General features: G+C 46.3%; 24 protein-coding genes and 31 tRNA genes. 46 read left to right on the top strand and 9 right to left on the bottom strand.

The window, feature by feature from the left end; genetic code table 11:
- Positions 1 to 114: 114 nt before the first annotated feature.
- The gene (locus tag H6F74_RS07025) at positions 115 to 840 is read left to right on the top strand and encodes an SDR family oxidoreductase (protein WP_190438231.1); all 726 of its coding nucleotides are present in this window, start codon (positions 115 to 117) and stop codon (positions 838 to 840) included.
- Between the two features lie 125 nt (positions 841 to 965).
- The gene (gene folE, locus H6F74_RS07020) at positions 966 to 1,661 is read left to right on the top strand and encodes a GTP cyclohydrolase I FolE (RefSeq protein WP_190438228.1); all 696 of its coding nucleotides are present in this window, start codon (positions 966 to 968) and stop codon (positions 1,659 to 1,661) included.
- Positions 1,662 to 1,792: 131 nt separating this feature from the next.
- Here the strand turns inward: folE and H6F74_RS07015 are convergent, their stop codons facing one another.
- Positions 1,793 to 2,287, bottom strand: a complete 495-nt coding sequence (locus H6F74_RS07015) for an orange carotenoid protein N-terminal domain-containing protein (RefSeq protein ID WP_190438225.1) — start codon at positions 2,285 to 2,287, stop codon at positions 1,793 to 1,795.
- 402 nt (positions 2,288 to 2,689) lie between these two features.
- Between H6F74_RS07015 and psaK (H6F74_RS07010) the strand changes: the two genes are divergently transcribed.
- Entirely contained in the window at positions 2,690 to 2,959 is a 270-nt protein-coding gene (gene psaK / locus H6F74_RS07010) for a photosystem I reaction center subunit PsaK (RefSeq protein WP_190438468.1), read from the top strand.
- Between the two features lie 376 nt (positions 2,960 to 3,335).
- Here psaK (H6F74_RS07010) and H6F74_RS07005 read toward each other — a convergent pair whose 3' ends face one another.
- Positions 3,336 to 3,971: a phosphoribosylanthranilate isomerase gene (locus H6F74_RS07005; RefSeq protein WP_190438222.1), complete on the bottom strand. Its 636-nt coding sequence runs from the start codon at positions 3,969 to 3,971 to the stop codon at positions 3,336 to 3,338.
- 132 nt (positions 3,972 to 4,103) lie between these two features.
- On the opposite strand from H6F74_RS07005, the gene psaK (H6F74_RS07000) reads away from it, so the two are divergent.
- From psaK (H6F74_RS07000) to H6F74_RS06990, 3 genes are all read left to right on the top strand, one after another.
- Positions 4,104 to 4,373 (top strand): photosystem I reaction center subunit PsaK, encoded by a 270-nt coding sequence (gene psaK, locus H6F74_RS07000; RefSeq protein WP_190418309.1) that lies wholly within the window; start codon positions 4,104 to 4,106, stop codon positions 4,371 to 4,373.
- Between the two features lie 173 nt (positions 4,374 to 4,546).
- Positions 4,547 to 4,828 carry a photosystem I reaction center subunit PsaK gene (locus tag H6F74_RS06995; RefSeq protein WP_190438219.1) on the top strand — a complete coding sequence of 94 codons (282 nt, stop codon included), beginning with the start codon at positions 4,547 to 4,549 and terminating at the stop codon, positions 4,826 to 4,828.
- A 158-nt stretch (positions 4,829 to 4,986) separates the two neighbouring features.
- The gene (locus tag H6F74_RS06990) at positions 4,987 to 6,192 is read left to right on the top strand and encodes a site-2 protease family protein (protein ID WP_190438216.1); all 1,206 of its coding nucleotides are present in this window, start codon (positions 4,987 to 4,989) and stop codon (positions 6,190 to 6,192) included.
- 16 nt (positions 6,193 to 6,208) lie between these two features.
- Here H6F74_RS06990 and H6F74_RS06985 read toward each other — a convergent pair whose 3' ends face one another.
- The 6 genes from H6F74_RS06985 to glnA all read right to left on the bottom strand — a co-directional run bounded on the left by H6F74_RS06985 (position 6,209) and on the right by glnA (position 11,317).
- Entirely contained in the window at positions 6,209 to 6,700 is a 492-nt protein-coding gene (locus tag H6F74_RS06985; RefSeq protein ID WP_190438212.1) for a WG repeat-containing protein, read from the bottom strand.
- The gene (locus H6F74_RS06980) at positions 6,694 to 6,993 is read right to left on the bottom strand and encodes a hypothetical protein (RefSeq protein ID WP_190438209.1); all 300 of its coding nucleotides are present in this window, start codon (positions 6,991 to 6,993) and stop codon (positions 6,694 to 6,696) included. Before H6F74_RS06980 ends, H6F74_RS06985 begins: the two co-directional genes overlap by 7 nt.
- A 4-nt stretch (positions 6,994 to 6,997) precedes the next feature.
- Positions 6,998 to 7,753 carry a biotin/lipoate A/B protein ligase family protein gene (locus tag H6F74_RS06975; RefSeq protein ID WP_190438206.1) on the bottom strand — a complete coding sequence of 252 codons (756 nt, stop codon included), beginning with the start codon at positions 7,751 to 7,753 and terminating at the stop codon, positions 6,998 to 7,000.
- Between the two features lie 102 nt (positions 7,754 to 7,855).
- Positions 7,856 to 8,356, bottom strand: coding sequence for a YbjN domain-containing protein (locus H6F74_RS06970; RefSeq protein ID WP_190438203.1), 501 nt, complete (start codon positions 8,354 to 8,356; stop codon positions 7,856 to 7,858).
- A 225-nt stretch (positions 8,357 to 8,581) separates the two neighbouring features.
- Positions 8,582 to 9,643 carry a methyltransferase domain-containing protein gene (locus H6F74_RS06965; protein ID WP_190438465.1) on the bottom strand — a complete coding sequence of 354 codons (1,062 nt, stop codon included), beginning with the start codon at positions 9,641 to 9,643 and terminating at the stop codon, positions 8,582 to 8,584.
- Positions 9,644 to 9,895: 252 nt separating this feature from the next.
- On the bottom strand, positions 9,896 to 11,317 hold the full coding sequence (glnA, locus tag H6F74_RS06960) for a type I glutamate--ammonia ligase (RefSeq protein ID WP_190438200.1): 1,422 nt from the start codon (positions 11,315 to 11,317) through the stop codon (positions 9,896 to 9,898).
- Between the two features lie 326 nt (positions 11,318 to 11,643).
- Here glnA and H6F74_RS29235 point away from each other — a divergent pair, with 326 nt between their 5' ends.
- Together H6F74_RS29235 and apcB are read left to right on the top strand one after the other, a co-directional pair.
- On the top strand, positions 11,644 to 11,970 hold the full coding sequence (locus tag H6F74_RS29235) for a hypothetical protein (RefSeq protein ID WP_199300959.1): 327 nt from the start codon (positions 11,644 to 11,646) through the stop codon (positions 11,968 to 11,970).
- A gap of 160 nt (positions 11,971 to 12,130) precedes the next feature.
- Positions 12,131 to 12,640, top strand: coding sequence for an allophycocyanin subunit beta (gene apcB, locus H6F74_RS06950; protein ID WP_190438197.1), 510 nt, complete (start codon positions 12,131 to 12,133; stop codon positions 12,638 to 12,640).
- A gap of 157 nt (positions 12,641 to 12,797) precedes the next feature.
- Here apcB and H6F74_RS06945 read toward each other — a convergent pair whose 3' ends face one another.
- Positions 12,798 to 13,136 (bottom strand): hypothetical protein, encoded by a 339-nt coding sequence (locus H6F74_RS06945; protein ID WP_190438194.1) that lies wholly within the window; start codon positions 13,134 to 13,136, stop codon positions 12,798 to 12,800.
- Between the two features lie 113 nt (positions 13,137 to 13,249).
- Here H6F74_RS06945 and H6F74_RS06940 point away from each other — a divergent pair, with 113 nt between their 5' ends.
- The 38 genes from H6F74_RS06940 (at position 13,250) to H6F74_RS06755 (ending at position 21,336) form a co-directional block, all read left to right on the top strand.
- On the top strand, positions 13,250 to 13,465 hold the full coding sequence (locus H6F74_RS06940) for a hypothetical protein (protein ID WP_190438192.1): 216 nt from the start codon (positions 13,250 to 13,252) through the stop codon (positions 13,463 to 13,465).
- An 81-nt stretch (positions 13,466 to 13,546) separates the two neighbouring features.
- Entirely contained in the window at positions 13,547 to 14,065 is a 519-nt protein-coding gene (locus tag H6F74_RS06935; RefSeq protein ID WP_190438190.1) for an HNH endonuclease, read from the top strand.
- A 15-nt stretch (positions 14,066 to 14,080) separates the two neighbouring features.
- Positions 14,081 to 14,467, top strand: a complete 387-nt coding sequence (locus tag H6F74_RS06930) for an alr0857 family protein (protein ID WP_190438187.1) — start codon at positions 14,081 to 14,083, stop codon at positions 14,465 to 14,467.
- Between the two features lie 425 nt (positions 14,468 to 14,892).
- Positions 14,893 to 15,093, top strand: a complete 201-nt coding sequence (locus tag H6F74_RS06925; protein WP_190438183.1) for a hypothetical protein — start codon at positions 14,893 to 14,895, stop codon at positions 15,091 to 15,093.
- 190 nt (positions 15,094 to 15,283) lie between these two features.
- Positions 15,284 to 15,356, top strand: a tRNA-Asp gene (locus tag H6F74_RS06920).
- A 46-nt stretch (positions 15,357 to 15,402) separates the two neighbouring features.
- Positions 15,403 to 15,475: transfer RNA gene (locus tag H6F74_RS06915), tRNA-Glu, on the top strand.
- 56 nt (positions 15,476 to 15,531) lie between these two features.
- A tRNA-Cys gene (locus H6F74_RS06910) sits at positions 15,532 to 15,605 on the top strand.
- A 6-nt stretch (positions 15,606 to 15,611) separates the two neighbouring features.
- Positions 15,612 to 15,684 (top strand) — tRNA-Lys (locus H6F74_RS06905).
- A gap of 10 nt (positions 15,685 to 15,694) precedes the next feature.
- Positions 15,695 to 15,767: transfer RNA gene (locus H6F74_RS06900), tRNA-Met, on the top strand.
- Positions 15,768 to 15,778: 11 nt separating this feature from the next.
- Positions 15,779 to 15,852, top strand: a tRNA-Glu gene (locus H6F74_RS06895).
- A gap of 3 nt (positions 15,853 to 15,855) precedes the next feature.
- Positions 15,856 to 15,939: transfer RNA gene (locus tag H6F74_RS06890), tRNA-Ser, on the top strand.
- 11 nt (positions 15,940 to 15,950) lie between these two features.
- A tRNA-Tyr gene (locus H6F74_RS06885) sits at positions 15,951 to 16,034 on the top strand.
- A 52-nt stretch (positions 16,035 to 16,086) separates the two neighbouring features.
- Positions 16,087 to 16,157 (top strand) — tRNA-Trp (locus H6F74_RS06880).
- 8 nt (positions 16,158 to 16,165) lie between these two features.
- Positions 16,166 to 16,241, top strand: a tRNA-Glu gene (locus H6F74_RS06875).
- Positions 16,242 to 16,245: 4 nt separating this feature from the next.
- A tRNA-Asn gene (locus H6F74_RS06870) sits at positions 16,246 to 16,317 on the top strand.
- A 33-nt stretch (positions 16,318 to 16,350) separates the two neighbouring features.
- Positions 16,351 to 16,425, top strand: a tRNA-Arg gene (locus tag H6F74_RS06865).
- 7 nt (positions 16,426 to 16,432) lie between these two features.
- Positions 16,433 to 16,518 (top strand) — tRNA-Ser (locus H6F74_RS06860).
- Positions 16,519 to 16,637: 119 nt separating this feature from the next.
- On the top strand, positions 16,638 to 16,925 hold the full coding sequence (locus tag H6F74_RS29885; RefSeq protein WP_242021877.1) for a hypothetical protein: 288 nt from the start codon (positions 16,638 to 16,640) through the stop codon (positions 16,923 to 16,925).
- A 174-nt stretch (positions 16,926 to 17,099) separates the two neighbouring features.
- A tRNA-Phe gene (locus H6F74_RS06850) sits at positions 17,100 to 17,172 on the top strand.
- An 8-nt stretch (positions 17,173 to 17,180) separates the two neighbouring features.
- A tRNA-Gln gene (locus H6F74_RS06845) sits at positions 17,181 to 17,258 on the top strand.
- A gap of 5 nt (positions 17,259 to 17,263) precedes the next feature.
- A tRNA-Gln gene (locus H6F74_RS06840) sits at positions 17,264 to 17,338 on the top strand.
- A gap of 37 nt (positions 17,339 to 17,375) precedes the next feature.
- Positions 17,376 to 17,449, top strand: a tRNA-Leu gene (locus H6F74_RS06835).
- Between the two features lie 4 nt (positions 17,450 to 17,453).
- Positions 17,454 to 17,526, top strand: a tRNA-Pro gene (locus H6F74_RS06830).
- A gap of 3 nt (positions 17,527 to 17,529) precedes the next feature.
- Positions 17,530 to 17,603, top strand: a tRNA-Leu gene (locus tag H6F74_RS06825).
- Between the two features lie 191 nt (positions 17,604 to 17,794).
- A tRNA-Thr gene (locus H6F74_RS06820) sits at positions 17,795 to 17,866 on the top strand.
- An 11-nt stretch (positions 17,867 to 17,877) separates the two neighbouring features.
- Positions 17,878 to 17,948 (top strand) — tRNA-Thr (locus tag H6F74_RS06815).
- Between the two features lie 5 nt (positions 17,949 to 17,953).
- Positions 17,954 to 18,047: transfer RNA gene (locus H6F74_RS06810), tRNA-Gly, on the top strand.
- Positions 18,048 to 18,058: 11 nt separating this feature from the next.
- Positions 18,059 to 18,130 (top strand) — tRNA-Gly (locus H6F74_RS06805).
- A 5-nt stretch (positions 18,131 to 18,135) separates the two neighbouring features.
- Positions 18,136 to 18,211, top strand: a tRNA-Val gene (locus tag H6F74_RS06800).
- 5 nt (positions 18,212 to 18,216) lie between these two features.
- Positions 18,217 to 18,289: transfer RNA gene (locus tag H6F74_RS06795), tRNA-Arg, on the top strand.
- A gap of 335 nt (positions 18,290 to 18,624) precedes the next feature.
- Positions 18,625 to 18,701, top strand: a tRNA-Ala gene (locus tag H6F74_RS06790).
- Positions 18,702 to 18,707: 6 nt separating this feature from the next.
- Positions 18,708 to 18,780 (top strand) — tRNA-Ala (locus H6F74_RS06785).
- A gap of 85 nt (positions 18,781 to 18,865) precedes the next feature.
- Positions 18,866 to 18,948, top strand: a tRNA-OTHER gene (locus tag H6F74_RS06780).
- Positions 18,949 to 19,040: 92 nt separating this feature from the next.
- Complete coding sequence (locus H6F74_RS06775) at positions 19,041 to 19,817, top strand: group I intron-associated PD-(D/E)XK endonuclease (protein ID WP_190438171.1); 777 nt, start codon at positions 19,041 to 19,043, stop codon at positions 19,815 to 19,817.
- Between the two features lie 237 nt (positions 19,818 to 20,054).
- Positions 20,055 to 20,130, top strand: a tRNA-Asn gene (locus tag H6F74_RS06770).
- Positions 20,131 to 20,295: 165 nt separating this feature from the next.
- Positions 20,296 to 20,367: transfer RNA gene (locus H6F74_RS06765), tRNA-Asn, on the top strand.
- Between the two features lie 12 nt (positions 20,368 to 20,379).
- Positions 20,380 to 20,450: transfer RNA gene (locus H6F74_RS06760), tRNA-Lys, on the top strand.
- Between the two features lie 490 nt (positions 20,451 to 20,940).
- Positions 20,941 to 21,336 carry a hypothetical protein gene (locus H6F74_RS06755; RefSeq protein ID WP_190438169.1) on the top strand — a complete coding sequence of 132 codons (396 nt, stop codon included), beginning with the start codon at positions 20,941 to 20,943 and terminating at the stop codon, positions 21,334 to 21,336.
- Positions 21,337 to 21,417: the final 81 nt, after the last annotated feature.

The following is a 21,417-nucleotide window of genomic DNA, read 5'->3' as shown; positions in this document are numbered from 1 at the left end:
AGGTGAAAATGTACGCAATAAGCGCTCCCGTGGGCATTATTGGTAGCCTTCCTCAAAGGGAAAGCTAAGCTGAGAATTGATGGCTATTCTTCGTCGAGAAAATGGGAAGATTTGATGACTTCTCCTGTTCGTAAGTCTGCCTTGATTACCGGGGCAAGTAGTGGAATTGGCAAAGCGACGGCTCTGGCGTTTGCTAAAGCGGGGATTAATCTGGCTTTAGTGAGCCGTCAAGAGTCAAAGTTAGAGGCGGTAGCCGAAGCTGCTAGGGAAGCTGGGGTGGAAGCTAAAGCTTATCCCTTGGATCTGGCGGAAGTTGGTCAGGTGAAAGAAAAGATTAGCGCGATCGCTAACTCATTTGGTGCCATCGATATTTTGGTCAACAACGCCGGAATGGGCTACACCAACACAGTTATGGAAACATCCCTAACTGACTGGCAGCAAGTAATTGACCTGAATCTTACCAGCGTATTTCAGTGCATCCAAGGAATTTTACCTCAGATGCGCGATCGCGGGTCTGGGACAATTATTAATGTGACATCAATTGCTGCCCAGCAACCCTTTCCCGGTTGGGGTGCCTATAGCGTCAGCAAAGCTGGCTTGGTTGCTTTGTCTAAAACCCTCGCAGCTGAGGAACGTGCCAAAGGCATTCGCATTGTTACCATAAATCCTGGTGCTGTTAATACCCCAATTTGGGACACAGAAACGGTTCAAGCTGACCTAAACCGTTCAGCCATGTTAACACCAGAAATAGTTGCCCAGTCGATTCTTCACATGACACTGCTACCAGAACAGGCAGTAATTGAAGAATTAACCTTAATGCCCAGTGCTGGCGCTTTATGAGTTTTGAATTTTGAGTTAGGAATGAAGAGTGAGATTTATAATTCAATACTCTCAAATAATTCTTAAACTCAATCCTCAAAATTTATAACTCTCAAAACAACTCCAAACCATAACACAGACTTATCATGACTATTGCTTCTTCCAGCGGCTCTAACTTATCCGCCGATTTAGGCTCTAAAATTGCTGCGCCTCGACCTGACCGAAACACACTCAATGGCAAAGAACCCAATTTGCAGCCGCCCTCGGAAGAAATCAATGACGAAATGATGGACGCTGTGCGGACGCTCCTATTGGGCGTAGGCGAAGACCCAGAACGTGAGGGGCTACTGAAAACGCCGAAGCGGGTAGCAGAGGCAATGCGATTCCTAACTGGTGGCTACAATGAATCCTTGGAAGAACTTGTCAATGGAGCCATCTTTGATGAAGGTCACAACGAAATGGTTCTCGTGCGGGATATCAACTTCTTTAGCCTCTGCGAACACCATATGCTGCCATTTATGGGCAGAGCGCACGTCGCCTACGTCCCCAACCAAAAAGTGGTAGGACTCAGTAAGCTGGCTCGGATTGTCGAGATGTATGCGCGGCGTTTGCAGGTGCAAGAACGGCTAACGCGGCAGATTGCAGAAGCGGTTCAATTAGTTTTGGAGCCGCGGGGAGTCGCTGTTGTCATGGAAGCTACCCATATGTGCATGGTGATGCGAGGTGTCCAGAAGCCCGGTTCTTGGACTGTCACCAGTGCAATGGTGGGCGTATTTCAGGACGATCAAAAAACTCGCGAAGAGTTTCTGAACTTGATTCGCCATCAACCAGCCTTCTTTTAGCAAGCTTCTTAGGCGATAACCCCAACCCCCTTTTTTAAGGGGGTTGGGGAATCAAAAAAAATTATTTACTGTTGGTAAGGACATGGCATTGCCATGTCCTTACAGATTTATAGAACCCAAGCCTTAAATGGCTATACTACCTGGCTCAAAAACTTCACCTGTTGGTCAAAGTCAAGGGATTTCAGAGAGTTTAACAATTCTGTACCTTCCGACGAGAGCTGATAGTCAGTCGGCAAGCTAACCTGCTGTGCAAGCTGATACAAAAAGCCTAAACGGGAGTTATTATCCAGAGAGCGATACTGACTTAGGGGGGGCGTTCCTACCCCAGGAATAAGCTCTAGCAGTGCCTTGCTAGGATGTGGGTCAAGCACTTCCTCTTCTGCTTTAGTCTTCTGGTCGGAGAAAACATCGCGCAACAATTGCACCTGCTCATCTGGACGCATTTCCTTAACGTGCTTTAGCATCTCTCCAGCATCTTTTGATGAAGCTATACCAGAAGCGGAAGATGAAAGCGATCCGCTTGCTGCGGTGTAAATGGAGGCGAGTGCAGCCAGCTGGTCATCTACAGGTAAGCGCTTAAAGGCTTTTACAGCTTGGTCGAGTGTATCGGTGTTTGTAAATGTCATAGAGACTTCTAAAAAATTGACGACAGCTTCCTAGTCTCAGGGGCTTAGCAAATATCTTTACTACGCCCTGAGTAATTCGAGGTTATTTCTGTAAACAAATGTAAACCTTTAATAAAAGGTCAACGCCTATACAAAGGCAGAGGCTTTTTCCAGATATTGATCCAAATAAATCCTTCGGCAGTATGAGGCGCAATATTAGGTAAAGCGAAGACTATGATTTGTAGCCACACCCACTCTTGGCAAAAAGGTTTTTAAAAACCTGTAGTCTCATAGTTTGGGAGACCCAAAAGGTAAGCAAAAAGCCCATTATTGTAACTATAATCATGGGAAAAATGTTTAGTTTTAGTGGGTGAATCGTTTCTAATAATTTGTAAAGGTAGGAGAAAAGTCTTGTTTCACTCAATGTTATTGGCAGCCATACAATCGACCACTCCCGATACTGCATTATGGCACTGGCAAGGAACGCCAATCATAATTGGTTCCTGTCTCTTGGTTTTATTAATTGCTAGTCGTACTATTCGCTATCCTCAAGTTGGTGCTAAGATGCCTTTGCCTTTCTCGTCTCTTTTCAACAACATCAGTGTGGGAGGCTTTCTGGCTGCGATGAGCTTCGGTCATATGATTGGAGTGACCGCAGTTATTGTGCTATCCAATATGCAAGTTTTAAAGTAACTACCATCAGCTAATCAGGTTGTAGTTTATCGATTTTAAAGAGGCAATTTACTTTCTTTATAAAACTAATGATATTAGTTTCAAAGAAGAAAGCAAAATGCCTCTAAACCACGCAGAGGTTTTAATTTGGATTGTCAAACCAATAACCTAAGAGATTTTAAGATTTTGTAGAGTAGGCAATACCCACCCTACTACTAAACATCAAGACGAGGAAATGTTGATGAGCATCTTTTTTTAGACAACTTTGGCTTTTGTGGCTGTGGGTGCAATTATGCTTCTAATCTCACCTTTGCTTCAGCTTTATTAATCCGGGCTGGTTTGCTCAGTCTTGGGGTAAGAATGGTCGGATAAAAGACACGAATAGATCGTAAAATTGCTACTGCCGCTTCCCTTCTAGCTTCTCAAATAGCTGGGCTACTCTGTCTAAATCTTTGTCTCCAGGCGATCGCTCCACGCCGCTAGATAAATCAATACCGGACGGATACACCTGCGTTAAGGCATCCAACACGTTATCTGGTGTTAAGCCACCTGCAAGAAACCAGGGACAGCTAGGCTGGAATTGTTCTAGGGTAGCCCAGTCCAGTGTTTTTCCGGTTCCTCCCAACATTTGGGGATGATAGGCATCCAGCAGTAGAGTGTCTGCACACTCTCCGTAGGCATCCGCCTGAGTTAAATCTTCTGTCGTTTTTACTCTCAACGCTTTGATGATTTCCACGTTGGGCAGACATTGACGCAGTTTGTGGCAAAATTCTGTTGTTTCTGAACCATGTAACTGTACACCTGTCAAGGCTGCAACGACGACAGTTTGGCAGATTTCCTCTTGTGTAGCGTTGGCAAAGACACCAATCCGGTCAACGTCGGGGGGCAGTTTTTTCCCGACTGCTCGGATTTGCGTGGCACTGACGTAGCGCGGGGATGCCTGTACGCAGATAAATCCCAGAGCGGTTGCTCCCAGTTGCGCGATCGCTTGCCCTTGCTCCGGTTTCGTAATCCCACAAATTTTAATTCGCATTGAAATTGTTCTGATTTGTATTAAAAATTAATATAACTGTTAACTCTTAAAACAAATTCTGACTTAGTGCAAAGAGATTTTTATAATCTTTTTTGTTAGTAGATTTTAATAAAAGCAGGAGACAGTAACTTGATGACAATACTAGCTGCCCTCCAGTCTACCGTTCCCGCGACACCATCATGGACTCCCACAATAGGGCTGGTGATGATTTTATGCAACTTACTTGCTATTGTCATCGGTCGCTTTGCCATCCAGAAACCCGGTGTGGGGCCTGACTTGCCCTTTGAAAAACCTGCTCTGTTCCGGAATTTCAGTATCCCTGAATTGCTGGCAACCATGAGCTTTGGTCACATAATTGGCGCAGGTGTCATTCTAGGATTGACTAACGCCGGAGCGCTATAAAATAAGGCAACAGGCAAAAGCCTCCAAAATTCTGGTGCGAGGATGAGAGCGATCGCGCGATCGCCTTCCCCGAATCTTGAGGCAAAACAGGCAAAAGGCAAAAATAATTCTTCACTTTTTCCTTTTTCCTTTTCAGCCCCTATCCCCGATTATCAATTCAGGAGAAAACAAAAATGGTTGACTTAAGTAGTTTACTTGCCGCCGTGCAGCCGACTGTTCCCCCAACTCCAAGCGGGACTATGGCCGGGTTCATTATCATGGGTATTTTCAACCTTCTTGGCTTGTTCGTCGCCGCCAATGCAGTCCGAAAGAAGGGAGTCGGCCCCAAACTGCCTTTCCAGCTTCCTGGTTTTGGTAAAAACTTTAGCGTCGCTCAATTTATTGCAGGGATGAGCTTTGGTCATGTGCTGGGGACTGGTGCGATTTTAGGACTGACCAACATTGGTGTCCTTTAGCACTCTGATTTAACTGCGAGCGAAACCAACAAGTTACTAAGGTGGGTATGGCTCACCTTAGTGATTGTGGCGCTCTGAATCGATTCATCCCACAGCTAGAAGCAAGGGGATGAATCGTTTGTTATTTGTAATAGCAGGAATCAAAGAGGAAAATTTCGATGCAAGCAAGTTGGCGTATTGGCTCGATATTCGGAATTCCGCTGTTTATAGATTATTCGTGGTTTTTTATTTTAGCTTTGATAACTCTTGCCAATGCCCTAGATTTCTCAACAGTTTTAGGCCCAGTTCTAGGTGGAGGCGCTGGATTATTGATGGCTTTATTGCTGTTTGGTTCCGTCTTGCTACACGAACTGGGTCACAGTTTGGTAGCGCGAAAGCAAGGCATTCAAGTTAACTCAATTACTTTATTTCTATTTGGTGGAATTGCCTCTATCGAGCAGGAATCAAAAACCCCAGGCGAAGCATTTCAGGTAGCGATCGCAGGCCCTGCTGTTAGTTTTGTTCTCTGGTCGTTATTTTACCTAGTGGCTCACGCTCTCCCAGTAACGGGGATAGTGCAGGTTATGACATTAAACCTGGCAAAAATCAACCTTATCTTAGCATTATTTAACTTAATTCCCGGACTGCCTTTAGATGGCGGACAAGTTGTGAAAGCTGCGGTATGGAAAGCCACCGGAAACCGCTTTCAAGGCGTGCGTTGGGCAGCTAAATTTGGTTTAGTTTTAGGATGGGGCGCGATCGCATTGGGAATGGCAATTATTGCCTTCAACGATCAGTGGTTCAATGGCTTTTGGATTGGCTTACTAGGCTGGTTTGGCATCCGCAACGCTACGTCCTACGAACGGATGTCTACCTTACAGGAAACCTTGCTACAAATAGTAGCAGCAGATGCCATGCAAAACGAATTCCGAGTTGTGGATGCTAACATGAGCTTGCGCCAGTTTGCTGACGAATACATTTTAGAAGCTTCCCACTTTCCCGTTTACTTTGCAGCGTCTGAAGGTCGCTATCGCGGTTTAGTTTCAGTTGACGATTTGCACTTCATTGAACGCAGTCGTTGGGAAACCGAAACCCTACAGAGTATCGTACATCCGCTGACGGAAATTGCCACAGTTGAAGAAAAGACACCCATAGCGGAAGTGATTAACTTTATTGAAGCCAAACAGTTAAATCGAATTACCGTACTTTCACCCGCAGGCGCAGTTGCTGGCGTTATTGACAGAGGTGATATTGTGCGTGCTGTAGCTGCCAAGCTAAATCTGGCAATTTCCGATGCAGACATCAAGCGCGTCAAAGCAGAAGCTAGCTATCCGCAGAGTTTACAATTGAATGTGATCGCTAAAGCAGCAACCCTCCAAGACTAACACCATTAACTTCAAGTTACGGCTGAATAACTATCTTTCCCGACTTGTCGATATAACTCAGCTTTCGCTCAAACGTCACCAACGCTAACCCATCAGAAAAATCCGCAGCAAAATCAAATTGCGGCGAAATAACTACCTGACCAATATTATCGATATAACCATACTTTCCGCCAATTGTTACAGCAGCCAGCCCTTCCGAAAACTCGCTGGCAACATCCATATCAAATTGCGGTGGAATAACTATCTTACCAGTCTTATCAACGTAACCCCACTTTTCGCCAATCAATACCGCTGCCAAACCTTCAGAAAATGCTTTAGCTGAAACAAAACTCGGTGAAATAACGGTCTTACCAGTCTTGTCAATATAACCATATTTTGCGCCAATCATTACCACTGCTAACCCTTCTGAAAAATCATAAGCTTCCTGAAATTGCAGAGGAATAGCTACTTTTCCAGTCTTGTCAATATAACCCCACTTTTCCCCGCCTTCACTTTCATCTACTACCACTGCAAACCCTTCATGACTTGTATAACTTCTTGATAATAATTAATGGCTTGTAGAGCCTGTTGATAATCCTCTTCTTTTCCTTGTTGCTGAAACAAATCTGCCGCTTTTTGTAAATCCTCAATTGCTCCTTGATAATCTCCTAGTCCAGCCTTTTCCATGCCCTGTTTATAGCAGTATTCAGCGCTCATCTGATTAATAGGTGTTTGTAGTGGTTGAGCATAGATAACTAAAGGTAGTCCAGCCAACAAAGTAGCTGTTCCCAGAATTACAATTGTGCGGCGTAGGAAATTCATAACTTTACTTTTTTTCTATAACATCTGTACTGGAGTGCGCTAAAATTTCTTGCCACTCTGCATCAGATAAAGACTGCACTACCATCTCGACACCGAAACAATTAGCTGCTGCTACAGTTAGGGCATTCACAACAGTTTGAATCAGCGTATTTCCCTGCTGAGAAAAGGGTAACTTTATCGGTGTCATAACTTCGCCAAACACCTGCTTAAACAACTCAGCATCCGGAGACAAACGCATCGAACCGTGTTGTAAAATAGCATTGCCTCGCCGCAGTTGAGCGCTACCAATCAACTTATAACCATCAACAGTAACTAAATCGGCACCAGTGGCGGTGCCAAAACAATTAGGATTGTGAATGTAGCCACGCCCAGCCGTACCGTAGTGTAACTCTAAGCCAAGCGATCGCCATCCTTGAATCAAAAACTCACAAATCGCCTCATACGCCTTCAGGCGACTCCCAGCCAATCCTGAAGTAACAACCATATAGGTGAGATCGCCCTGGTGCAACACAGCGCGTCCGCCAGTCGGACGACGCACCAAATCCAACACACCACCTGCATTTAGCTGCTGCCAAGATGCAGGCCATCGAAGTTGATGATACCCCAGCGAGATTGCCGCTGGAGACCAAGTATAAAAGCGCAAAGCTGGCGGATGCCGTCCCATCTGGTGTTGGTCGAATAACCATCGGTCGATAGCCATTTGGACGCAACCTGACGCTTGCAGCAAGGGAATCAAACGCCAATAGTTGTGATTAGTCATTAGTCAATTGTCCGTTCAAATATTCGTAGTAGCTAATTGCCATCTTGTTTTTTCGATTAGCAATTAGCTATTAGCTCTTGACTAATGACCACTGACTAATGACTAACTACCATATTCAGCCTGTAAAGGTTCGTCGTTGTTATCTGCAATAGTCGCCACAATGGTAACAGCGCGGGAAATTTCTCCCGGAGAAAGCTCTGCCACAGTGCGAGACGAAAGCACAACAACTTGGTTGTCTACAATACCGAAACGCGATTCAAACGTATCAGACCAGTTCATCTCCAGTAGTTTCCGCATCAACTGCGCTTCGTTCTTGGCAGGTAGCTTGAGTACATTAGACCAAACTGTAAACGTATCATCATCGGTGATGCCAGTGAGTTGCACAAACACTTCGACAGTACCGTACTTAAACTTCCAGAGGTAGTTATTTTCCTCGCCTTGACTCACCATCGCGGTGTCGTCCTGATCCAAGCTGGAGATGACAGTTTGAATCACATCTACATAATTCACTGCTGTTGCATCCTCGATCAGCTCGTTGGTAATCAGATCCTCGGTTGAAAGTCCTTGAGTGGAAATTTCGGTAGCAGGCTGTTTGGTGGTCATAAAACCTTCTGCTTTTGAGTTTTGCGGTTTGCCTAGACCAACTCTATCGTCTAGAGGGACGCTTTGAGGACACCCCAATAGATTAGTTTTTTTTAAGTTTCTCAAATTTGAATGTGTGAGCCTTAAACCTCCCCTCCCAATAACTCGTTCCCAGGATGAGCCTGGGAACGCCAGACAAGAAAGCGATCGCGTCCCCAGGAGACACACCATAGTGCGAGACTATCGTTATACCAGTGGCTTTCTCGCGATCAAATACTTGCTCATAAAGTGAACCTCAGTGGTAATATCCGTGAACCCAGCCTTCTCCAACCGTTCCACCAAATCATCAGTGATGTAGTGCTTGTAATACGGCTCATGGAACATTTCGTGAAAATTTTCCATCAGTGGCTTCAATTCCGGAGAATCGCTCATCTGAATCGAGTCGCAAATAATAAACACTCCTCCCGGTTGCGTCACCCGGAAGGATTCCTCAATCACCCGCTGACGCGCCGCCGCTGGCAACTCGTGGAACAAGAAAACAGACGTTGTCGCATGGAAATAGTTATCCACATAAGGTAACTCTTCCCCATTCGCCTGTAACAGTTGCGGCAATTCCCCTTGATTTTCCGTCAACAGTTGATTTGCCTTACGCAAGTAAGCAGGCGACAAATCTACACCAAACAGGGATGCCTTCGGCAGAGCATCACGAATTAACTTCAAAGTGCGACCCGTTCCGCAAGCCACATCAAGGATGCGAATTTGTTGTGGTGGAGTCGAATCAAAAGCTTTCAGTGCTTGCTTCAACGGAGCGAGAATGCGCCGCCGCATCGGATCTGCCGTGCCACCAAACAAAATTTCCACCTGCAAATCATACAGATTTGCTGACCAATCGCTCAAGTAGCCATCAGTTTGATGATGGAAGTTTTGCAGATAGTAGCTAGGATAACCATCCATCGCAATGTCTGGCGAAAACTCTTGATAACGCTTCTGATTTGCCCGCTGCCAAATTTGCAGCGTATCCAGGCAAAGCACGGGATAGTAGCGGAAAAAATCTGACCAAGGATTATCAAACAGCACACTCTGGGGATATACGCCCCGTTCGGCATCCTGCCAGTCTGCTTCGATAATCTGATTCATCCGTTGTTGAAGTTTGGGTATAACTTCTGGCGGAACAGGTTTACTTTTTATCTCAACACGAGGAGAGATTAGGTTCAGCAGCTGTGTAGTTAAGGCTTTATGAGCTAGACCAAAGTAACTTTTTCCCTGCTGAAAAGTTTGATAGGTCAGCTTGGCGAGATTGTCAGGAATGGGAATTAATTGGTCAATTTTGGAGGTGGACTGCATAGCGATTGAAGATTTGCGCTTTCTAACTTGGGATGAGTATAAAACGATGAGAAGGTTTATTTAGTTTTGTAAAGACACATTTTTTATCGTAGCTCAGTTTTTTCAGTTTCCATCTGTCGTTAGTGAGACAGCAAAAAAAAGCGCCACTCTGACGGGTGGCGCTTTAGATTTGGTTTTCTCGTTCCCGGTCGGAGACTGGAAACGAGAACGAGAAAATTAGCAATCGTAGTAGAGGGCGAACTCGTAAGGATGAGGACGCAACCGCATTGGGTTAACTTCGTTATCCAGCTTGTAAGAAATCCAGGTATTGATAAAGTCCTCTGTGAACACACCCGGTTCAGTTAAGAAAGCGTGATCGTGTTCTAGTGCTTCGAGTGCTGCATCCAGAGAACCTGGGGTGGAAGGAATTTTGCTCAACTCTTCGGGGCTGAGGTCGTAGATATCAACATCCAGGGAAGGGCCGGGGTCAATTTGGTTCTTGATACCATCTAAACCAGCACAGAGCATCGCAGCAAAAGCCAAATAGGGATTGCTGGTGGCATCCGGACAACGGAACTCTAAGCGCTTCGCCTTGGGATTGGTGCCAGATAGAGGAATCCGGATGGAGGCGGAACGGTTGCCTTGCGAGTAAGCTAAGTTTACGGGTGCTTCAAAGCCGGGGACTAGGCGCTTGTAAGAATTGGTTGTGGGGTTAGTCAACGCCAACAGTGCGGGTGCGTGCTTGAGCAAGCCACCAATGTAATGCAGCGCCATTTGACTCAAACCAGCGTACTTATCGCCTGCAAACAGCGGTTGCCCATCTTTCCAGATAGACTGGTGGGTGTGCATCCCGGAACCGTTATCGTTAAATACTGGCTTCGGCATGAAGGTGACGGTTTTGCCATATTTCCTGGCAACGTTCTTGATCACATACTTATACGTCATCAAAGAGTCAGCTGCCTTGATCAAAGTTTCAAAGCGGAAACCGAGTTCGCACTGACCGCCCGAAGCAACCTCATGGTGATGCTTTTCAATTGGCACGCCGCACTTTGCCATCGTCAGCAGCATTTCCGTCCGCATATCTTGGGAGGTATCGGTCGGGGCAACGGGGAAGTAACCTTCTTTGTAGCGAGGCTTGTAACCGAGGTTGCCACCTTCTTCTTTTTTACCAGAATTCCAACGACCTTCGATGGAATCTATGTGGTAATAGCCTTCATGCTGGTTTTGGTCAAAGCGAACATCATCAAAAATGAAAAATTCAGCTTCTGGGCCAATGAAGACGGTATCGCCAATTCCGGTAGAAATTAAGTAATCTACTGCTTTCTGGGCAATCGTGCGGGGGTCGCGGCTGTATGGTTCGCCTGTCCGGGGTTCGACAATGCTACAGACTACGCTCAAAGTCGGCTCTGCCATAAATGGGTCGATCCAGGCAGTTGTTGGATCAAGCACCATCGCCATGTCTGATTCGTTGATGGCTTTCCAACCTCGAATACTTGAGCCATCGAAAGGTACGCCTTCGGTGAAGCTGCTTTCATCGATTTGGTTTTGGTACACCGACAAATGCTGCCAGATACCCGGCATATCGATGAACTTTAGGTCAATGATCTGGATGTTTTTTTCTTTAACGTAATTCAGGAACTCTTGCGGGTTCTGGAACATTTGGCGGACTCCTTAATTTCTATGCTGGCTCAAATCTGGAAAGCCAAAAAAACGGTTTAACGATCATCAGGGGTGGTGGATCGCCAAGTCAAGGGGAAACTTGGAGCGAGGGCAACCAATTTTCAGACAGAAGGCAATGCTTGTACTGAAACATCCTAAAGATAGGTTTCGGGATGTTTTGTATCGTACTATACAAATTTACGAGTCCTGATTTGCAACTAATTTGAAAAAAGTTAAAAATTGTAGCAAAATTTACAAATATATCTTATGTGCATCATAATTATAATTAATCAGTATCAAAAGCTACTTTTTAGGCGGGGGGAAGCGTGGTGTTTAAATTAAATAAGGATTTTGACCAGCAAGAAGCGCTACAGTATCAATCGGGAACGCGGGTAGAGCTAAAGCAGCGTCCTGGGGTTGTAGATATTATTGCTGAATATGACCCGATGATGGTGCCGCCAATCTGGTTGGTTAATGATCCTCAACCACGCTATCCAGAAGAGTTGACATTGGTGCCAGCAGCAGGTATGAATGTCGGCTGGTTGAAAGCAGTGGGGAGTCGAAAAGTGCGATCGCAAGCTTCCCAGTCTCCAAACAGCAGCACAAGGTCGGTGGCATATCGCAGTTGCTCTCTTTCAAAAGTTGCCCACTAAGAAAGCACCGCACGCATCAACACTGTGGGATGCTTAATAGATGAGAATATGCTCAGGGAAGTGTTGGGTGTTGTAAACTACAACCTTGGTAGTGGGTAGGCAACAGCACACTGAGTGATAGAAAATCATCTATAGAGCTTGTTGTTGGGAGAGTAATATCATGCGGGACGCAATCACAAAGCTGATTAAGAATTACGATGTTTCGGGTCGTTACCTGGATCGTAATGCCGTTGATTCGCTAAAGTCTTATTTTCAGACAGGTACGGCACGAGTCCAAGCGGCTGCGGCAATCAATGCCAATGCAGCATCGATTGTCAAGCAAGCTGGTTCCCAGCTGTTTGAAGAATTGCCGGAGTTAATTCGACCCGGTGGAAATGCTTATACGACTCGCCGTTATGCGGCTTGTCTGCGGGATATGGACTATTATCTGCGCTATGCCAGCTATGCGTTGGTCGCGGGTGATACAAATGTGCTGGATGAGCGGGTGCTACAAGGTCTGCGGGAAACTTACAATTCCTTGGGTGTGCCTATTGGCCCGACTGTGCGCGGTATCCAGATAATGAAGGATATTGTGAAGCAACAGGTCGCAGCGGCTGGGGTGGAAAATACTGGGTTTGTAGATCAGCCCTTTGACCACATGACTCGCGATTTGAGCGAACAGGATGTTTAAGTTAGAAGATTGAAGGTTAGATAGATGGAGGATTGGAGGTTATAACCTGTAACCTTCTAACCTTCAACTTACTTTTTGAAGCGATCGCACTTTTTCCTTTGTATTGGGGAAAAGTGCGATCGCTTTTTTTATGTAGCTTCTTGAACCAAATGAAAGCCTATCTCGATCCTAAACTCTCGGCACTTAACGGCACCAAATCCCCGTGTGTTGTGTATCCTAACAGCATTGGCTCATGCTGTCGGATAAACTTGCCTGTCAGTACACAGCGCTCTTCCTGCTGGGCTGTAGCGGGAACGCTGGCTCGAATATCAGACCGGGAAAATTTGGGTTTATACTCATCGGATTTTTGCTGCACGTAGTTCCAGAGGATATCTCGAATCAACGCTTGATATCCTTGATGTCCTGCGAGTTCTTTGAGTTCTTCCTTGAGTTCCCTTTCTAGGCGTATGCTGGTGACTTCCATTTCTGTTGTCGAAGTGCGTGGTAGGGTACGCATGATTTTTTCTCCTAAAGATGTGGACATAGTAATACAAGTGTAGTATATTGAAAGTCACATTCAAATTAAAACCTTCAAAAAGCTTTCCTGTGAGACACATACCTACCCGCTCCATGTCAACCTGCCATCCGAACCCCCAAACAAGTTGGGAATCGGCGGCTATTGTCGTGGAGTTTCGATTTATGGGCGATTATGGCTTACAGGGAGATTCCTGCGGGATTGATGAAAAAAATTTGGATGGCAAAAATGGTGGTAGCCTGCGGTTTGCAGAACCACAGATAAATAAACAAAGCGGGAGGTACAGGCAAAAAGCGACTGTACCAATATAGGACGAGAAGACCCAAGAGCAGTTTTCCAGCCCCCGCTTCTAAGAAAAAGAGGCGGGGGTTAATTGTATGAGGAGCCAAGTCGTGACAAGCGCAACTGAGGTCTTAAATAGGTCGGTAGTGGTATTTTCCCAGAATTACTTACCGATGAGCCGGGTGAATATTAAACGAGCGATCGCATTGATGATCAGCGGTAAAGCCGAACCGCTAAATTTTAGCGATGCAGTCGGTTGGCAAGTGCGATCGCCGAGCATAGTTATCGATGTGCCAGAACAAATCCGCTTGACGGTGACTGGCGCAGAGAGAGTCTGGCGGGTTCCCCCGGTAAATCGTAGAGAATTGCTGCGGCGAGATCATCACACCTGTCAATACTGCGGTAACACGAAACAGTTGACGATAGATCACGTCATTCCCTTATCAAAAGGCGGAAAACACACTTGGGATAACGTAGTTATAGCCTGCGAAAAGTGTAACCAACGTAAAGGCGATCGCACTCCCCTACAAGCGGGAATGCCACTTCGCACCCAGCCAAAAGCACCGATGCACCCTGCTGTTGCCTTTGCCGAACAGTTTTGGCGCGAACAGCACACTCACTCTGAGTAAAGGAGATACCAGGCAATGTTGAAATTAACATACACCGAAAATGGATTTTACTTGGAATGTCTGGCTCAATCCTTAGAGGAGTGGGTAACACTACGGGTTATTTTGGCGCTGCGAGTTGGCACAAGTATCTCCATCGAACCCAGCACTGCTTCCTTTTTGCTCCCCGCTACTTTGCCAGAAGTAGAACAATTAGCAACTCTTGTACAGCGAGAAGGTTCTGAAATCATCGGCGTGTGTGCTTGCGATGCCGATTACATCGAAGTCTGCCTGAATGGAACTTGGATCGAGGGAGATGGGGAGAATGGGGAAGGTGTGTTTGTTGCAGCATTAAGCGATCGCGCTGAATTCTTCCTCTTCAAGCTGTGGCAAGATGCTCAAGCTTGTACCTCCTCCTTGAGGTAACTGTAGGGGCGCACTGCGGTGCGCCTTTTTCTTGGGAAAAGACGTTATGTCTTCTACTAAGCTGTTACGCAGCTTATTCGCCAGCCTGAGTGCAAGATATGCGATCGCTCACTCCTGATCTGCTTTTGAAACCTGCCTTTAGAGGTTTTGTTTGTATAGGCGGGAATTCTATTGGCCAGTCTTAGTGCAAGATATGCGATCGCTCTCTCCCATCCTTCAGGACGTACTACAGCTACATATATATATGACTTGCCCGGTTATCAGCCATAAAACCTCATCTTGACAAGGCTTTTGGTTATTTTTTCATATCCTCGGAAAACCCTCAAAAAAAACTTTACCCAAACCCTTGACACTTTATGTAGTGTTTATGTAGTATAAATATATTGAAAGAGGGAAGAGACAAAAACCTCTAACCCCAAAGAGTCATGGTGCTACTCTACATTCAACGAATTAATAAAGGCTGGCATCCGCCAGAATCCTTTGAATTGCAGCATCAGCCTACTTCCAAAAAACCTGAAGTAGACCTGGAAAAAGCGGATAATACACACCTCATTCAAACCAAAATTGCTGAATATAGGCGTAATATCCAACAGGTTTATTACCTAGAAAGGCGGTTGTGTTTGTAACCAATTACAGTCTTTTTTCTGAACCTTGAAAACTGAATAAGAAATCACCCATTTAACGATTTATACTGTGCATTTTTAATGAAGCACAGACATCTCAAGTGGGGGAAAAGCCTAGCAAGCAATGCCCCCACATTCCTGAGATGTAACACGATTATAGTGAGAGTATTTGCTGAAATGCTGCTGAAATTATGGGGCTGTAGCTCAGTTGGGAGAGCATCGGCTTGTCACGCCGAAGGTCGCGGGATCGAGACCCGTCAGCCTCGTTCAGCAGCAATTCGGACAGTAAAAATCTGGTTGCTCTCACCAAATGGCCCCATCGTCTAAGCGGCTAGGACACAGTGCTTTCAATACTGTAATACGGGTTCAAACCCCGTTGGGGCTATCGGACAATTTAGTATCTGTGTCTCCTTGCAGAGGATAAATTGTCCGAACCATTAAGGTCGAGTACCCAAGTGGCTTAAGGGGGGAGTCTGCAAAACTCTTTTGCGTGGGTTCAAATCCCACCTCGACCTCTCAAAGGGAGTATAGCTCAATTGGCAGAGCAGGCGGCTCTTAACCGTATGGTTGCAGGTTCGAGTCCTGCTACTCCCACTGCCATCAAGGGAGTATAGCTCAGTTGGTAGAGCAGCCTTCTCATAAGAGGCTAGTCGTAGGTTCAAGTCCTACTACTCCTACTGATAAACAAAGCCTCATCGTCTAGCGGTTTAGGACGCTGCCCCCTCAAGGCAGAGACGAGGAGTTCAAATCTCCCTGGGGCTATCTGGAGAGGTGGCTGAATGGTTAAAGCGCTGGTTTGCTAAATCAGTTTGGGGCAACCCATTGCAGGTTCGAGTCCTGTCCTCTCCGCCTTTTTACCTGGGTCGGCCCGCCTATTAGTTTGTGGGGCAACGGTCTGTAAAATCGTCCTTTTTTGGTTGCAGGTGCAAATCCTGCCCGACCCATTCGATTCTGGATTTTGGATTTTAGACTTTGGATTCAAAGTTCAAACCGTATGTGGGGATGGTGTAACGGCAACATCTCGATCTCCAAAATCGATGATCTGAGTTCAAATCTCAGTCCCCGCGCCTTTCATAGTGCTGTAGGCAAATGGTTTAAGCCGCTTGACTTTCAATCAAGTGATTTGTTCACTTCAAATCCCGTCAGCACTACTAATGCCCTGTAGCTGAGTGGTAAAGCAGCGAGCTGTTAACTCGATGATCGCGGGTTCGATTCCTGCCGGGGCAGTGCAGTCAAATGACTGTTTTCCTGACAACAAATGAGAGCGTAGTTTAACTGGATAAAATCTCGGTCTACGAAACCGAAGACGTGGGGGTTCAAGTCCCTCCGCTCTCGTCAACTTGGAGAGGTGGTCGAGTGGCTTAAGGCGCAGACTTGGAAAGTCTGATTAGGTTTTACCTAACGCAGGTTCAAATCCTGTCCTCTCCGCTTTGAAACTTTCCTCAGTAGCTTAAATGGTAAGCTATTTGGGTTTTACCATTTAAGACTACCTGGAATTATGCCTACCTGCCTGTATTGCGAAAAGCAGTTTCCTGTCAAAATCGTCATTGACGGTAAACAACACAACCTTCAACGGCGGAAGTATTGCTTGGACTGTTCACCGTTTGGCAGCCGCAATACAAGAAAACTTGTTCTTGCAAAAAAGCCACCAATTGAGCATTACTGTTCGATTTGTGGGCGCTGTACAACCGCCCGAAGACGACGACGGTGCCAATCCTGCTGCACTAAAATCAGGCGTTACTTGGCTAAGTCAGCGGCAGTACAATACCTCGGCGGCAAATGTCAGCGCTGCGGTTGGGAAGGAGCGCTTCCAGCTTATGAGTTCCACCACCTAGATCCCAATAGCAAGGACTTTGCTATTGGAAATGTAGCCAATCGTAAGTGGGAGCTAATCAAGCAGGAACTTGATAAGTGTGAGCTACTTTGTTCTAACTGTCACAGGATTGAACACAGTAAACACGATCAAGTTCTTATAGCGGAAGCTGCAAGGTACAAAGGTCGTCTTTTAAGGGGAGATAGCTGAGATGGTTTTAGCACTTGCCTGAAAAGCAAGAGACGTGGGTTCAACTCCCACTCTTCCCATTTTTCAATGCCGGGTAGACGAATTGGTAAAGTCCTCCGCCCCTGAAGCGGAAGTCATGTAGGTTCAAGCCCTACCCCGGCAGCCATTCATTGGGGAGTAGGCGACGTTGGCAAAGCCACCTGATTTTGGCTCAGGAAATCGCGGGTTCGATTCCTGCCTCCCCAGTTCTGCTCTCTGGTTTTGATTAGAGCAGCTAAGTAATGCTCCTGTAGCCCAATCGGAAGAGGCAGCAAGCTTAAACCTTGCGCGTTGCTGGTTCAAGCCCAGCCAGGAGTATTAACGGGATGTAATTCAGCGGCTAGAAGCCATGCTTTGGGAGCATGGAGTCGCAGGTTCAAATCCTGCCATCCCGATATGCCCCTGTAGCCCAATCGGAAGAGGTGCCGCACTTAGAATGCGGAGGTTACTGGTTCAAGTCCAGTCAGGGGTATTGGTGCAATGCGGGTGAAGTAGCCAGGGTAGGCTTGGAGGTCTCATAAGCCTCTTATCAGCAGGTTCGACTCCTGCCCCCGCCACCAAAATGCAGGCGTGGTGCAATGGCAAGCATAGGAGCGTCGTATCCTTCTGATGCGAGTACCCTTCGGGAACGCTTTGCGAACGAATCTGGCCGCCTGCTTCGGTGCAGATGTGGTGTAAGTGGCAACACAAGGGCATGGTAAGTCCTCGATGTGGGTTCAATCCCCGCCGTCTGCTCTTTGAATAATGCAGGTGTGATGTAACGGCAACATGAGGCTCTTGTAAAGCCTTCTTGCGAGTTCAAATCTCGCCTCCTGCTCTCAAGGGGACATGGTGCAATGGTTAGCATCTGAGTCTTCCAAACTCTTGATACGGGTACTCTTCGAGAACGCTCCGCGAACGAGTCCCGTTGTCCGCTCTTCCAAATATGCGGGTGTGATGTAGCGGCTAGCATCTGAGTGCGCCACACTCAGCGCGAGGGTTCGAGTCCCTCCACTCGCTTTCGTAGTCCTGTAGCTCAGTCGGGAGAGTGCCTTTCTTACAAAGAGGATGTCACAGGTTCAAGCCCTGTCAGGACTACCAATCATGGGAGTGTAGCTCAATGGATAGAGCAAGGAGCTTCTACCTCCGAGGTTGTGGGTTCAAGTCCTACCACTCCTGTTGAAAACAAGATAAAAGGAGGTTGCCTTCTTCTGATATTGATTGAACGAGATATGCGATAAGCCTAACGGGATGCTTCGCTAACGCATCGCATCTTGCGTGACCCAATCTTTAGAGCCTACATACTTTAGTACGAGAGGAAAAGTGACGCTGTTCTAACACAGTGGGCGTTTGAGAACGAGGAGTGCGAAGAACCCGGCAGGTTGGCTTCAAGGTAGCCATCCTTTAAAGAGTGTGTAACAACTCATCGGCGGAGTCCCTCTAGTAGCTGAGAAAACGCAATGCTCTTTTAACTTGCACGCAAGAATGCGATCGCATTCAAGAACACAAAATACGGGTCTGTAGCTCAATTGGTAGAGCGTCTACCTTGCAAGTAGAAAGATGTCAGTTCAAATCTGACCAGTATCCACCAAATTTAGGGGTCATAGCTCAATTGGTAGAGCGCTTGTTTTGCACACAAGAGGTCAGGAGTTCGATTCTCCTTGACTCCATGATGGTGTCTGAAGCCAAAGCGATCGCGGCACTTGCTTGTGAGGCAAGCCATAACGGGTTTGAGTCCCGTCAGACACCCCAAATGGAAGATACCGCCGAATGGACGGCAACTAGACTTGAAATCTAGGGCAGGATAACACCTGGGGGTTCGAGTCCTCTATCTTCCTTTGTCTATATAAAGTTATGAGGGATAAACGTCTCCTTTTATTTGTTTTCCCCAGGGAGTTATACTGGTGAAACTTTATCAGGGAAAATTCAAGTGGACAACAAAACTTGGCTGGGTAGTCTTGGAGAAAGCAAAGTGGCAGCTGAGTTAAGTCGGCATCGCTTTCATGTTTTCACCCAAACAACAGGGAAGGCACCTTTTGACCTAGTAGCTTACAAGGATGGGTACCTGTACAGAATTAATGTTAAAACTACCCAAAGATTAGACAAATGGGGTTCTTGGGAAGTTCAGATTAAAAGTTTGCGGTCTAACCGCACAAAAAATAGGATAATTCCTTTTGACCCTCAATCTTGTGATGTACTTGCTGTGTATATTGAACCTCTCGATAAGGTGTGTTTTTTGCAGGTTTCTGAAGTGTCTGGAAAGAATTCCATCGCCTTAAGAGAGAAAGCAGCGCATCAGTCTAAACTTGCCTGTATTTCAGAATTAACTAATCCTGAACGCATTTGTTACCTAGAAAACAAGGGAATAAATGAGACGTTGATAGGAGTAAATAAATTAACTGAAAAATCAAGTAATTTAAGACAAGCTACTTTAGCAGAAGTGCCTTATAAAAGGCGAAGAACTGGGAAAGATTCTGGCACAGTTTTGGCCAAGAAAGAACGAGTCCACTTCAAATCAAGAAAAGTTGAGCGTCCTTCCAAGGAAGAACTTGAAAAGATGATCTGGGAAACTTCTGTGCTTGAGGTCAGCCGCAAGTATGGAGTGTCGGATGTTGCAGTTGCCAAATGGTGCAAGAAATACGGTATTTCCCGACCACCAAGGGGTCACTGGGCTAAGAAAAATCAGTCCACACATTCAAAGTTGTAAGTTTAATTACTTTTTCCACTGGAGGCTGAAAAGCGAAGCACCGTGCTGATAACGCGGCTATAAGAAGGGGCAGTACCTTCCCAGTGGATTTCCCTCTGCTAACGGATATAGCACTGACGCTACGAACGTCGGTTGTGGTGGTTCGACTCCATCCAGAGGGGTTTCCCTTGCCTGCGGGATGCAGACCTAGCCCTCCGAAGGCTGGCGACCAAGTTCGACTCTTGGGTGAGGGGTTATTCCGGGATAGCTCAAGTGGTAGAGTCCGTAGCTGTTAACTACGGCGTTGTAGGTTCGAGTCCTACTCCCGGAGCCAATTTTTACCCGTGTCCTGACAGACAAAGCATACATACTCGGCTCTCTACCGACAAAACCAAATGCTTTCTCAACTTGCACGGGGTAACTTTTCCCTTACCTGCGGGATGCAGACCTGTTCCTCCTAAGAACGGTTGCCAAGTTCGACTCTTGGGTAAGGGGTTAATGCCAGATAGCTCGATGGCAGAGCATCCGACTGTTAATCGGAGGGTTGCGGGTTCGAGTCCCACTCTGGCAGTTTTGTTTGTGCGGGTGGTTGGCATAGCGGCTGTGCAGCGGGCTTTTAATCCGCAGAGATAGGTTCAACTCCTATACCACCCATTATTTCCACTGAAAACCGAAAAGTGAGGTGCAATGCTTACAACATTGGTTTAGAAGGGGCAGTACCTCCCCGGTGGACTAATTGATGAAATTTTTGCTGTTGAGAATAATCAAAAGTTGTGAAAGCGATGCTAACCCAAGGGTATCCTTTTGCAATAGCAACCAAGGTGACACTCAGCATTTAGCTAGACCCTGAAGTAAAGAAGCAACGGGAATAGCTAAACAGTAAACACACCAGTCTAACTAGACTGGTGCTGAGGGACATATCACAAGGTACTCAAGCTGATACAGGGAACCAAATAGGCTAGAGGCTATTGAAGCGACCTTGGATGAGGTGTCTAAGCAATAACTCGGATGATCGCTTGGTAAAGGGTGTTAGACCGCTTAGCGCGGTTGAATAAATAGTTGGACGACATAAACAAGTTTGCAGCAGTTAAGATAGCAGTCTCAGACTTGATAAACCGCTGGCTACTGCCTAAGAATCACCATTATGCAGAAGTATATTCTTGACTTTAGTCTGCTCCCAGACCTTAAGTACAGCGTGTGGTTATATACTCTCGGAAACGAGATTGAGAACAGTTTGCGAGCTTTACCAAAGACTCTTGGGCGTGCTGAGGCTGCCATGTTCTTTGTCTATCAGCTCGCATGCAGCGATGATTCTGGGCCTCGGAAGGAAGCCTATCTCAGAGCTGCTTTAGCCGAGTTTGTATCTATGGAGGAGATGCTCGCAAGAGATTTGGCGAATTTAGGTAAGAGCGAACCAATTTTGAAATGTATAGATACCAAAGATCCGCTAATACATATTGCTAAAGCGCTACGCAATCTCGAAATCCATCTGCAATCCAGCAAAATGTCTCACCGTTCGCTCATTTGGATGACCCAGTAGCCAAATAACCAGCCTCAAGTGTAGTCTGACTAAGCAATTACAGGATTTGGCAGACGCTTTAGGGGGCGGAGATTGAAGAGA

It is taken from the genome of Trichocoleus sp. FACHB-90, from assembly GCF_014695505.1.
GTDB classification, from domain to species: Bacteria; Cyanobacteriota; Cyanobacteriia; order Cyanobacteriales; family FACHB-T130; genus Funiculus; species Funiculus sociatus.
This window is presented reverse-complemented; position numbering and strand designations above follow the sequence as displayed.